Genomic DNA, 11,955 nt, shown 5'->3' with positions numbered 1-11,955 from the left:
AAAATCACCTTCGCGCGTTGTTGTTAAAACGTGTTTTCAAGCCCGTCGTCTATTGATCTTGGCCCCGGTCTTTTGTTGAGTTCCCCGATATAGTTCTCGAAAAGATGAATCCGGGTGCTCACCGGGAAGGGGATACCTATGGTGCTGATGACGGCTTCACCCGCTTCAAGCGTCTGAATCTCGGTATCCAGGCGCGAGAGATCCTGTTTTGCGCTGCTTGCGATGATATCGCGATCGCCCCGGTCGGAGAGCCCCATCACAACGAAGGTGTTCAGCTGCGCAAGGACCCGGGCATCGATGTTCCTGGGCTGCTGGGTCACCACGCAAAGCCCCACGCCGAACTTCCGCCCCTCCATCGCCGCCTCGCGGAACGTCCTGGTGCTCCCGAGTCCCGACCCCAGCACCCGCTGGGCCTCCTCGATGGTGATCAGGACCTGTTTGGGCTCCCCCTCGCCCCCGGCCTCCTCGCCCTGGTGGCTGCGCATGATCTTGCGCGTTATGATCGAGAGGACGAAGAGTTCACTCTGCTCGCTCATCCCCGGGATGTCGATCAGGACGACCTTGTTCTCGTGGAGCGCTTTCATGATGTCGGGGATCGAGGAGCCCTGCCGCCGGAAAAAGCCCCGGTTCCGGTTCATCATGCCCGCGATGCGCCGTTGCATCACCGAGAGCGTGCTCGGGGAGAAGTTCTTCAGGTCCCTTGCAATCCGGGGGTGCCGGCCGGTGTAGGTCTCGGCATCGAAGGTCGCGAAGTCGGTGTTCTGGAAGAAGTCGATCACCTCAGAACCGGGCGTGCTCTCAAGCATCTCCACGACCTCGCGCTGGGGCGGAGAGTGCTCGTAGAGCAGGAGGAGATCGGGCGCCCTGAAGTCATCGTAGTCGAGATACAGCTGGTCCAGCCGGTACTTCTTCCTGAACGGCTCCGGCCGGGTGGAGAAGACCGCGAGCCCGTCCCGGCCGGCCTGGTAGTGCAGGAGGCCCTGGGTAGCCTCTCCGCTCGACGACCGCCCTCCCGCCACGTACTCGCCGTGCGGGTCGACGATGAGAAGCCCGAACGCCCTGGCCTGCATGCAGGATGCGCAGAAGACCTTCATGAAGTTGCTCTTTCCCATGCCCGTCGTGGCGAAGACACCCATGTGCTGGCGCATCACCGCCGGATGAAGCGCCACCTTCACGTCCCGTAAGACATCCTGGCCGGTCTTCATCACGCCGACCTCGATCTCCCCCATCACCTGCGCGAGGAACGCAAAGTCGCGGGACTCCGGCCGCTCCACGCGAGAGAATTTCGCCGGGATCGTCCGGGGTTTCCGGAAGGCGCCGTCTTCTCCCACGTACCCGAGCGGCATCGCCTCCACGAGGATGAAGACGTCCTCCCCAATCCCGTAGAAGTGCTCCGTATGGGGACGGGTATCCCACTTCGGGTCGGCGAAGTTGCAGTCGTGGAGGAGGTCGCTCACCTTAGCAAAGAACGTCAGTCCCTTGACGTCGTCGGTGATCTTCAGGATGTCCCCAAGGAAGAGTTCTTCGTCGTGGGGGACGGCAAACCGGTAGCTGAGCACCCGGTCCCCGATCAGGCGGTATTTCGAGGCGTCGTCGCCGTCAATATCGATCAAATTCATCGTGGTAGTCTCCAAAGATGCCGGTGTAGTCGGCGAGGCTCATGCCGAGCAGGTCCATGTCCCGGATGATGTCCTGGCGGACCTGGTCGACCGCATCCCTCCCGATCTTCGTGGTGAGGTGGGCGTCGAGGAGCGGGTACGGGTAGCCCGTGACCCTTCCGTCGTCGGCAAAAGAGGCGAGCGCGGAGAAGACCTGTTCGACCATCTCCGGGCTGTAGTATTTGGGGATCTCCACCTTGAACGCCCTTTGCGCCCGCGGGTGCAGCCGCGCGACGTACTGCTCGCCCCGCTGTTTCCAGGTCTGTGTCTCCCGGCGGTCGAGCAGGCCTTCGGCGGCGGAGACGCAGAGGTACCAGGGCTCACCGATGCCGAGGTCGCGGGCGAGGCCCTCCGCCGCCGGGACGATCGGGTGCCCCCCGCCCCAGGTGAGCGACGTCCGTTTCGTCACCGCGGCGATGAGCACACCCCGGAGGTTGCAGAGGTTCAGAAGTTTCTCGACGACCTCGTCGTGGCTTGCGTGGCGGACCTGGAGTGTGCCGTCGAGGATGATGAGGTCGCCGGCATCGAGTTCCGCGGCCATCTCCGTCGCCGCCCAGAACTCAAGGGTATCCCGTATGACCGCGGTGTTCCGGACCGGGTCGTCGTGGTCGAGGTGCGCCTTCGGGGGGCAGTGGAAGCAGTCGTGAAAGATCTCGTCGAAATCATCGTTTCCGACCCCGGGGTTGACCGTGACGATGTGGAGAGGCGTCGTCCGGCGGCAGAGGCGCGTGCCGCCGGAATATGCGCTGACCGACGCCCTGACGGCGGCAACGGCAAAACTGCCCGCATCGAGGATGACGGTGTTGCTCCCGTCCACCGCACAGACGGCCCCGCCGAAACCGGGCCGGCAATGGCGGTACGATGTCGCGTCGAACACGCCGGCGACTGCAAACCGCGCCGCAAGGTCTTCCGGAGCGGCCTCCCGGATCTTTCCTGTAACGCGCCGGATCGCGTCCCGGTAAACGGCCTTCTGGTTCATCACTCGAACTCCCTGACCGTGCTTGCCTGATCGGCGCCCATCTCGACCATGAGCGTCGTCGAGAACTCGTCCTGGACCTCGGTGATGTGAGATATGAGGAGGATCTGGGGGAAATGGGCTTCCTGCGTCCGGAGCGCCCGGAGAAGGTTATTCCGCCGCCCTTCATCCTGGCTCCCGAAGATCTCGTCGAAGATCAGGAACGTGGAGTCGTGCACCTCGTTCACCTCGGCGAGGAACCGGGAGAGGGCTACCCGGAGGGCGATGGCGATATCGTCCTGCTCTCCGCCGCTGAACCGGTCGGCCGGGTAGTCGTCTCCCATATCGTGGACGAGGACGGTGAAGTCGTCGTCCAGCATCACGGTGCCGTAGCGCCCGTCGGTGATCTCCGCAAGCACCCTCCCCGCCTCCTCCTCGATCCGGTCCCTGACCACCTGGAGGAGGTAGTCCGTATAGTCCTTGATGAGCGACCTGGTCAGTTTCAGGCGCCCGATCTCCTCAGTGAGCGCCGTCTGGTGCCTGATAAGGCCCTCCGACCGGGAGAGCCTTCCGGCTTCCTCCTCGATCTCCGCCTTCAGGCTGCTTATCCGGGCACTGATGGCATATCCCCGCTCCCGTACCGCGAGAAGATCCCTCTCGCAGACCGCGAGCGCCTCCTGTGCCGCCGCGACCGTCGCCTCATTGAAACCGAGTTCCTCGATGACCGCCCTGACCCGGAACCGTTCGGCTTCCCTGGCCGCGAGGAGGCCCCGCTTCGCCTCTACCCCTTCGAGCAGCCGCGGGACTTCCTCGAGCCGGACGCGGAGTTCAAACGCCCTCCGGTAGGCTGCTTCGGCGCGGCCGCATTCCTCGTTGAGGTGCGCCAGCCGGTCGGGGTCGGACGAGAGGCGGGCAAGTTCGTCTCGAATGGCCTGCCCCCTCTCCCGGAGTCCTTCAATCCGTGCGGAGAGGGCCTGCAGTTCCTCTTCCAGCGCCGGCCGCCGCGTAAGCCGGGCCTGCGCCTCCGCATACGCGCGGTAAGATGCCTCAAGCGCCTGTGCCTCGACCTCCAGGCGCTGCCTGACCACCGGGTCGAACCCGAGCCGGGAGAGTTTCACCTCAACCTCCTCTTTACGGGTGAGATAGCCCTCTACGTCGATGATGAGCCGCTGCCGCTCCTCCTGGAGAACGGGGAGGCGACTGCACTCGCCCCGGAGGGTATCGGCCGCGGCGCGCATCTCCGCGAGAGCGCGGATCCGCTCCCTGAGAGTGATGTGCGCCGCCGGGTCGTACTCCTCCACACCGAGCGCCCGCATCGCGGCCCGGTGCTCCTCCGCCTCGGCCAGCCACCGCTGCATGACGCCCGCGCTCTGCTCGTACCGGGACGAGTAAAGCGCGTGCTGCTCTTTTAAGCGCTGAGAGGAGGTGCGCTGCCCGTAAAGGTCCTTCAGCGCAGCGATGAGGCTCTGCCGTTCAGCGGCCGCCCTCGTATGCTCGCCCTCGAGATTGGCGAGTGTCTTCTGCATCGACGCGGTGGCGGTTGCAAGGTCGCCGACCAGTTCCTCGTAGTGCTCGCCGAGACCCTGGTGGCACGTCGGGCAGGACCCTTCCGGGCCCGCGGCGAGGATCTCCGCCCGGTGTTCGGCCAGTCTCCGGATCTCCTCGCGGATCGTCTCCTGGCGTTCGGCGCAGGCGCTGATCCGCGAGGTCAGGTACTCCTTCCGGCTCTCCGCCGACTCAATCTTCTCCTCTATGGAGCCGATCCCGGCAAGTTGCCGGGCAAGGCCGGCAATATCGCTCTCGAGCAGGCTCATCTCTTCGGAAGCGGCATCGACCTCCCGCAGGCACCGCCCTTCCTGCCGGGCGTGCTCCTGAGCCTGGAGAAGCACCTCCTCCCGGGCCCGGAGGGTCTCGTAATCGCCGGCCTCCTCCTCGAGCGCACGGAGGCGCCGGGCCTTCTCCTCGATCCCTTCAATCTCGGTCCGGTTCTCCCCGACACGCCGCTCGATCTGGGTGAACCGCTCGTCCATGCGCGCGAGCTCTTCGCGGAGGGCATCGTACTCCGGCTGGAGTGCTTTCATTGCCGCGATGCGGTCACGGAGAGCCTGCCACTCCGCGACTTCGCGGGTAAGACCGGCAACAGCCCGCTCGTCCTCTGCAAGCGCGGCGAGTTCGGCCTCGATCTTCGCGTGTCGCTCGCCGTACTCCCGGACCTGCTCCTCCGCGGCGTTCGCTTCGAGGGCCAGGCGGTCGGCGCGGGCCTTCTCCTCTGCAAGCGCGGCAACCTCCGCCTTCAGGGACTCGTAGCGGTCGGCGAGGTGGGCGAGTTCTTCGAGTTCGGCCTGCAGTCGCTGCCGGTCTGCGATCTCCGCCTCCCCCTCCCGGCATTCGCTCTGGAGCCGTTCGATCTCGTCCGCGAGCACCTTCTCTTCCCGTGCGAGGTGCAGGTAGCGGTCGCGAACGGAGAGCAGCCGGTCGCGCTCCTGCCGCGCACCATCGAGTTCCTCCGCGGCAGCCCTCTCTGCGGCAAGGGCCTTCTCTCCCTCTTCCTCCGCACCGGCAAGCCCTGCGCGGAGTGCCGCAAGGCGGTCGCGAATTCTGTCGGCATCCAGTTCCTGGAGCCGGCCGGAGAGCTCCCGGTAGGCTCCTTCCCGGGCGTCGATAACCTCTTTGAGGTCTTCCATGCTGTCCTTCTTGAGGTAATCGATGCCCAGCACCTGCATGAACCAGTCCTTCCGGGACCCGGCCCGGCTCTCGATCAGAGCGAGGAGCTCCTTCTGCCCGGCGTAGATGGTGTTGCGGAAATCACCAGGGCCCATGCCGACGATCCGCTGCACCTCCTGCCCTACCTTCTGGACGCTGCTTGCGAGGAGCTTCTGGTTCAGGTAGAGGTTTGCCTCGTGGAGCGTCGATGAGGGGCGGCGCTTGAACTTCCGGACGACGGCGTACTCGTTGCCGCCGACTGAAAAGTCCAGGCGGACCTCGCAGACGTCCTGCGGACCCGCAAAGGAACTGACGATGTAGTTCCCGTCGAGCCCGGTGCCCTGCAGGCCGTAGAGGGCGAAGAGGGCGGCGCTCATGATGCTGCTCTTGCCGGTCCCGTTGTTCCCGACGATCCCCGTGATGCCGTCCTGGAAGACGATCTCCTGGTCGCGGAAGCGTTTGAAGTTCCGCATCCGGAGTTTATTCAGCAGCACGCTCTCCCTCTTTGCGGCGTGCGATGACCGACCGGAGGACCGCCGTCCCGGTCCTCTTCACGAATTCCTCGTCGCCGGGAGCGAGGTGCTCTCTCTCCACAAACCGCTCGAACTCGGCGACGTAGTCCACTCCGACGAGCGAGTCCTGATAGAAGATCCGGGACGGATCGTCGACGGCCAGCACCTGCAGTTTGAGGTCCAGCGCACGGTTCCGGACATTCTGGAGCGCCTTCTGGTCGAGTGCGCGGAGCGTATCGCGGCGTATCCCGTCGAGCGTGATCTGGCAGATCGCGTGGTGAAGCTTCTTCCCGTGGTTCTCGGCGGCATCGAGGATGCAGTCCACGACCTCTCTGGCCGAGAGCCCGTCGCAGTTGATCCGGCCGAGGCTGAACATCGGCGTGTGCGGAAGGTCGATGTGCTCGACCTCCCCGGACGCGAGGTCCACGGCGAGGCCGCCCTTCTTCTCCGCGATCTCCCCGTAATTGCAGTGTTCGAGCGATCCGCTGTACCAGGCGTTGTCGGCGACCTGGACCTGGCCGTGGAAGTGGCCGAGCGCGATGTAGTCGAACCGGTCGGAGAGGATCGTCGCGTCCAGTTCGTGCTCGGCGACGGTGTGCAGCCGTTTGTCCTTTAAGATGCTCGCAAGGCCGTGGGTGACGAGCACGTTCGTGCCGCCGGCGAATATAAGCCCCTCGAACGCCCTCCGGTAGCCTTCCGCCTCGAGCATATTCGGTATCAGGTGAAAGACGGCGTCCCCGAGTTCGACCCGCCGGTAGCGGTTGTGGTGGGCGACATAGAGGTCGCGGGCGCGGTAGCCGCCCCGCTCGAGCACCTCGAACGGCGATGCCGTGTACCGGGTCTTGGCCATGCTGTGGTTGCCCGCGACCACGAGCACCGGGATCCCCGCATCGTGCAGGCGGGAGAGGGCGTCAAGCGCCGTCGTGTAGGCGCGGGTCTTCGGCTTGACCTGGTGGAAGAGGTCGCCCGCGTGGACGAGCGCATCGGGCCGTAAGGCAACGACCCGGTCGATGGCGGCAAGGAAATTGTCGTAGATGAGCTGTTCGCGCAGGTTCATCCCGGTCTCCGGATCCACCCGGTTAAAAGCCGATAATCCGAGATGTGTGTCTGCCAGGTGAACGATCTTCATGCCCAATTAGTCTCCGTATCCCATGAGTATAAATGCCTGATCTGCGTGGTGCGAAAGTGATCGGCACTGGGCCGGTGCCCATAATACGCTTAATCTAATATATCCTCACTGATATTTGTATGGTGATCTCGTGTCAAAAAGAGCCGTTGATGCAGTTTTTCAGGCACTTTTCCTCCTCTCCGACATCCGATTCCTGCTCCGGGAGACTGCTCCCGGGCATGACCTCGATGAGGGTCAGAAGGAGCGCGCCGCAACCACTCTTGCGAAGGTGAAACGGCAGGTTACAATCCTCGAAGAGGAGTTGATCCGGTGAAGTGCGCGGTCGATATCGAGTCCCGCGACGTCGAGGAGATGTACATCAACATCGATCCCATCCAGGCGGGCGGGCGGCTCACTGCCGAAGCCCTGAGGGCGGTGATATCGTTTGCGGACGGCTACTCGGTCTGCGACAACTGCCGGAGCCCCTTCAGGCTCGATTACATCAAAAATCCCCCCATCGCGCAGTTCCACGCGGACCTCGCCGCATGGCTGAACATGGACACGGTGCGGGTGGTGCCGGGAGCGCGCCGGGGGTTCCAGGCGGTCGCGAGCACATACGTGGAGAAAGGCGACCCGGTCATCGTGACGTCGCTTGCCCACTACACCGAGTTCGTTGCGGTCGAGGAAGCGGGCGGGATTCCGCTCGAGATCCCGAAGGATGCGAAGAACCACATCACCCCCGATGCCGCGGCAGAGAAGATCGAGGCGGTGATCCGGGAGTTTTCGAAGACACCGCCCCTGCTCTTCATCGACCACGTCGACTACCAGTTCGGGAACGTCCACGACGTCGCGGCCATCATAAAGGTCGCCCACCAGTACGACATCCCCGTCCTCGTCAACGGGGCCTACTCGGTCGGGATCATGCCCGTCGACGGCAAAGCGCTCGGTGCCGACTTCGTGGTCGGGTCGGGGCACAAGAGCATGGCGGCCCCGGCGCCCTCCGGTCTCCTCGCGACGACGAACGAGCATGCGGAGCGGGTATTCCGGACGACGCAGGCAAAGGGGGACGTCACCGGCCGGACGTTCGGGATAAAGGAGGTGGAGATGATGGGCTGCACCCTGATGGGCGTCACTGTCGTCGGGATGATGGCCTCGTTCCCCCGCGTCAAAGAGCGGGTGCAGCACTGGGAGACCGAGGTGGCGCATTCGCAGGCGGTCGTTGACGCGCTCCTCTCCATCGAGGGGACGAAGGTCCTCTCCGACTACCCCCGACAGCACACCCTGACCCGGATCGACACCCGCGAGTCCTTCGATACGGTGGCAGAGCAGCACAAGAAGCGCGGCTACTTCCTCTCGAGCGACTTAAAGAAGCGGGGCATCACCGGCGTCATCCCCGGCTCCACCAGGGTCTGGAAATACAATACTTTCGGGCTGACGGAGAAGCAGATCCGGCACGTCGGGGAGTCGTTTGTCGAGATTGCGCGGGAGAACGGGTTGAATATAGTCTGAGGGAGACCTCGGAATTCTTTTTTGAGCGGGTGCGTGCGGGCCGGGGCGTTATTGTCGTAAAGATCTTGAGCGAACCAGTGAGAACAACTGTAATCGATCAAAAGCCCGATGCAGTGGACCGTGGGAGTATCGCCATGGGGGGAACGACGCTCCGCAGGAGCGGAGTTCGAGCACCGAAGGTGCGAAGTGGGGCTGACGGGGAGGGGGCCTCCCCCACCCCGCCCGGCCTCCGGCCTCCTCCCCCGCCCCAGAGGGGCGGGGGCAGTGCGTGGCGATATCCACTTGAAATCCGTGTATGAGATGTGCGAGTTAAGAGAAATTGGAGGTTTTTCCAGGAAACCGCGGACCAAAACACATTCAACGGCCGAGGACGCTCTTCACCCAATCTCCTCAACCACCCCGTTCCTCGCCCGATACCGCCGGACCGTCCCCACCGCCCGCTCCGCGAGACCCTCCGCATCGATCTCCTCTTCGAGTTTCATGATCGTCTCGGCAGGCGCCGCCGTCGAGGGGTAGCGGGGGGCGACCGTGCACCCGACGTCTCCCGGCCGCGCCTGAAACGTCCCGATGGCGCGGGCGCGGTCGACGACCTCCTCCTTGTCGAACCCGATCAGCGGCCGGAGCACCGGAACGATCGCCGCAGGAGCAATCACCGACATGTTCGCGAGCGTCTGGGACGCCACCTGCCCCAGGTTGTCGCCGCTGACCAGAGCGGCGGCTCCGCGCTCTCGTGCAAGGATACTCGCCACCCGGAGCATAAACCGCTTGCAGAGGACACACCGGTAGCGCGGCTCTTTCAGTGCCGTTATCGCCGCAAAAAACGGCTCCATGTCCACGACCTGGAGGTCGAGAGGGTGCCCCGGCACCCAGCGGGAGAGCCGGGCGTGGTTCGCGAGAACGTTCTTCTCCGCATCGGCACCCCCGAACCGCCCGCCGTGCATGTTGACGTGCACCATCAGGCATCCCCGGCGCATCATCAGCCACGACGCGACCGGCGAGTCTATTCCTTCCGAGAGCAGGGCCATCACCTCGCCCTGCGTCCCGTAAGGGAGCCCGCCCGGCCCCGGGATCCTCTCGTCGTAGACGAGGCCGCCGTACTCCCGGGCTTCCACGAATATCTCGTAGTCGGGCGCCGTCAGGTCGACCCTCGCCTCCGGGATCCGGTCGAGGACGGCCGAACCGACCGCCGCCGCGAGTTCCTGGCTGCTGAACCCCTCGACACCCGACCGGCGCGCCCTGACACCAAACGACATCCCCGGTCGGAGGTGCCTCTCTGCGTGCTCGACAGCCGTGACCGCGAGCCCCTCGATATCCGCCGTGGTCACCGTGCAGACGCTGGTGCTCACCACCCCGAACACCCTCGCGCCCGCCGCGGCGATCCGCCGGGGCTCGTCGCCGTAGATCATGATCCGTCCCCGATACGTCTCGATACGGTGGGTAAGTCCCTCGGCCTCCAGCGCGAGCCGGATATTCTCCGTCATTATCGATATGTACCGCCGCTTCACCGTCTCGCTCTTGAGGAAGATCTCGCCGTACCTGATCATCACCGCTTCCACGAATCCGCACCTCCTTCCCGGTAGCCCCCGGCGGCGATCGTTACATTCTCGAATCCGAGTTCCTTCACCGCACCGAGCAGTTCCTCAAGCCTCCGGTGGTACGCCGGGTCGGCCTCGATGGAAGCACGGTTGCCGCCGGTACACCTGACCCGTATCGTCCCCGGGATCTCCCGCGCGAGAAGGGCTTCCGCCGCCGCGACGAGCGCGAGACACTCCCGGGTGACCGCCTCACCGGTGGGGATGCGGGTTGCGAGGCATGCCGACGGCGGACGGACGGGCACCCCGAGTTCCCTCGCGAGGGTCTCGATATCCGCCTTCCCCATACCGCACTCGGCGAACGGGCTCCTGATGCCGAGTTCGGACAGCGCCCGCATCCCTGGCCGGATAGCCGCACGATCATCGGCGTGGGTCCCGTCGACCACCGTCCGGCATCCCTGCCGCCGTGCCTCCGCCACAACCGCCTCCATCATCGCCCGCTTGCAGGCGTAGCACCGGTCCGGCCGGTTCTCCCGGACAGCGGAGAGTTCGAGCATATCGAGCGGTATCACGATCTGTTGAATGCCCAGACGCTCCGAGAGTGCCCGTGCTGCCGCGAGCTCCCCCGGTGGTGTAAGGCCGGTATCGACGCTGATGCCGATCGCCCGGATCCCGTGCCGCCGTGCGAGGGCCAGCAGGACCGAACTGTCCGTTCCCCCGGAAAGCGCGACCGCAATGGGTTCATACGATTTCAGGAGTGCATCAAGCCCGCGAACTCTCACCATCTGCTCTTCATATGCTCGCTTGTCCTAGATGAATGTTCGCGAATCGCGCCAATTCCCGGTTTCTGCACGAAGAGCAAATGATTTTTAACAGAGGCACTCAGAATGTGTACTGATATGGCGAAGAAAAAAAGTGCCAAGCAGGCAGAACCCATGAAACTCTTCTATATTTTTTACAATCAGGAGCGCTGGGACAACTGGATCAAGACGCTGCAAGAAGCAAGTTTCGAGCCCGCCGAAGGCGAAGAGGTCTCGGAAGGCGAGCAGATGCTCTTCAGTTTCACCGAAGATATCACCCTCTCGGTCTTAAAGATCATTCGCCTCTACCAGAACGGCCGGTTCACGAAGGAGGAGGCCACGGAGAAACTCGACGACGTCGAACTGATCGTCATGACCGGGCTTCCCGAGGGGGAACTCGAGGATATCATCGGGTCGCTCCAGCTCTCGCTGCTGGTGCTCTTCACCGCCTGCCGGAAGTATCTCGAGGGCGGGTTTGAGACGGACATCAAGACCCTCGTGAAGAAGGGCAAGGGTATCGACGAGGAGAACCTCGAAGAGGCGCTCGAGGTTGCGGCGAATATCGGGGCCGCCGTGGTCGACGGCGCCACCTGCTGCGCGAAGTACATCAAGGACAACGTGGAGGACCCGGGCCTCTTCGATGAGTGGCTCATCGAGATCGAGACCATGAGCAACGCCATGAAGTCGCTCGCAAAGTTCGACGAGGAGCCCGGCGAGTCGTCGTGATTGCGAATAAGGCCCGGTTCCGGGCGGCACGGAAACTTGAGCGGGCAGCAGGGTTCCGTCTCCCCGACCATGTCTTCTCGGGCGCGTTTCTGGAGTCGCTCGGGAGGGCGATCAACTTCGAGAACCTCGATCGCCGGACGCACGAGCAGCTCCTGGCCTTTTTCCGGGACTTCATGGACTGCAAGTGCAAGAACGCACCTTTCTGCGGGTGCCCGGAGAGGAAGTTCACCCTCACCATCATCGAGTTTCGGGAGATGGGGCTCGATCACCGCCAGATCAGCGCCCACCTCCTCGACGAATACGGGATCGATCTCTATCCCGCCGACATCCTGAGTTTTCTCGAAGACTCCGTCCACATGCTCGAGGCGATACGGGACGTCGCCGAACTGCAGGGGCGGGAGAAACTGGCGGAGAACGCCATCGAGCACATCAAGAAGATCGAACACTGAACC

General features: G+C 64.0%; 10 protein-coding genes. 4 read left to right on the top strand and 6 right to left on the bottom strand.

Annotated features, from left to right (window positions below; genetic code table 11):
• Positions 1–23: 23 nt before the first annotated feature.
• The 4 genes from HL657_RS07335 to HL657_RS07320 are packed head-to-tail and all read right to left on the bottom strand — an operon-like array spanning position 24 to position 6,957.
• Positions 24–1,619 (bottom strand): ATP-binding protein, encoded by a 1,596-nt coding sequence (locus HL657_RS07335; RefSeq protein WP_317296173.1) that lies wholly within the window; start codon positions 1,617–1,619, stop codon positions 24–26.
• Positions 1,600–2,637, bottom strand: a complete 1,038-nt coding sequence (locus HL657_RS07330) for a DNA double-strand break repair nuclease NurA (protein ID WP_317296172.1) — start codon at positions 2,635–2,637, stop codon at positions 1,600–1,602. Before HL657_RS07330 ends, HL657_RS07335 begins: the two co-directional genes overlap by 20 nt.
• The gene (locus HL657_RS07325; protein ID WP_317296171.1) at positions 2,637–5,810 is read right to left on the bottom strand and encodes an SMC family ATPase; all 3,174 of its coding nucleotides are present in this window, start codon (positions 5,808–5,810) and stop codon (positions 2,637–2,639) included. Before HL657_RS07325 ends, HL657_RS07330 begins: the two co-directional genes overlap by 1 nt.
• A complete protein-coding gene (locus tag HL657_RS07320; protein WP_317296170.1) occupies positions 5,797–6,957 on the bottom strand; it encodes a metallophosphoesterase family protein in 1,161 nt (386 codons plus the stop codon). The genes HL657_RS07325 and HL657_RS07320 overlap by 14 nt, the downstream gene beginning before the upstream one ends.
• Positions 6,958–7,087: 130 nt before the next feature.
• Between HL657_RS07320 and HL657_RS07315 the strand changes: the two genes are divergently transcribed.
• Both HL657_RS07315 and pscS read left to right on the top strand, forming a co-directional pair.
• Entirely contained in the window at positions 7,088–7,270 is a 183-nt protein-coding gene (locus HL657_RS07315; RefSeq protein WP_317296169.1) for a hypothetical protein, read from the top strand.
• The gene (gene pscS / locus HL657_RS07310) at positions 7,267–8,445 is read left to right on the top strand and encodes an O-phospho-L-seryl-tRNA:Cys-tRNA synthase (RefSeq protein ID WP_317296168.1); all 1,179 of its coding nucleotides are present in this window, start codon (positions 7,267–7,269) and stop codon (positions 8,443–8,445) included. The genes HL657_RS07315 and pscS overlap by 4 nt, the downstream gene beginning before the upstream one ends.
• Before the next feature lie 377 nt (positions 8,446–8,822).
• Here pscS and thiI read toward each other — a convergent pair whose 3' ends face one another.
• Together thiI and larE are read right to left on the bottom strand one after the other, a co-directional pair.
• The gene (thiI, locus tag HL657_RS07305) at positions 8,823–10,001 is read right to left on the bottom strand and encodes a tRNA uracil 4-sulfurtransferase ThiI (protein ID WP_317296167.1); all 1,179 of its coding nucleotides are present in this window, start codon (positions 9,999–10,001) and stop codon (positions 8,823–8,825) included.
• Complete coding sequence (gene larE, locus HL657_RS07300) at positions 9,989–10,762, bottom strand: ATP-dependent sacrificial sulfur transferase LarE (RefSeq protein ID WP_317296166.1); 774 nt, start codon at positions 10,760–10,762, stop codon at positions 9,989–9,991. Before larE ends, thiI begins: the two co-directional genes overlap by 13 nt.
• A 114-nt stretch (positions 10,763–10,876) precedes the next feature.
• Between larE and HL657_RS07295 the strand changes: the two genes are divergently transcribed.
• Both HL657_RS07295 and HL657_RS07290 read left to right on the top strand, forming a co-directional pair.
• Positions 10,877–11,503: a DUF2150 family protein gene (locus HL657_RS07295; RefSeq protein WP_317296165.1), complete on the top strand. Its 627-nt coding sequence runs from the start codon at positions 10,877–10,879 to the stop codon at positions 11,501–11,503.
• The gene (locus HL657_RS07290) at positions 11,500–11,952 is read left to right on the top strand and encodes a DUF5814 domain-containing protein (protein WP_317296164.1); all 453 of its coding nucleotides are present in this window, start codon (positions 11,500–11,502) and stop codon (positions 11,950–11,952) included. Before HL657_RS07295 ends, HL657_RS07290 begins: the two co-directional genes overlap by 4 nt.
• Positions 11,953–11,955: the final 3 nt, after the last annotated feature.

Source organism: Methanoculleus nereidis, from assembly GCF_032944295.1.
Classification (GTDB): domain Archaea; phylum Halobacteriota; class Methanomicrobia; order Methanomicrobiales; family Methanoculleaceae; genus Methanoculleus; species Methanoculleus nereidis.
The sequence above is the reverse complement of the archived record's forward strand: the minus strand, read 5'-3'. Positions and strand labels throughout refer to the sequence as shown.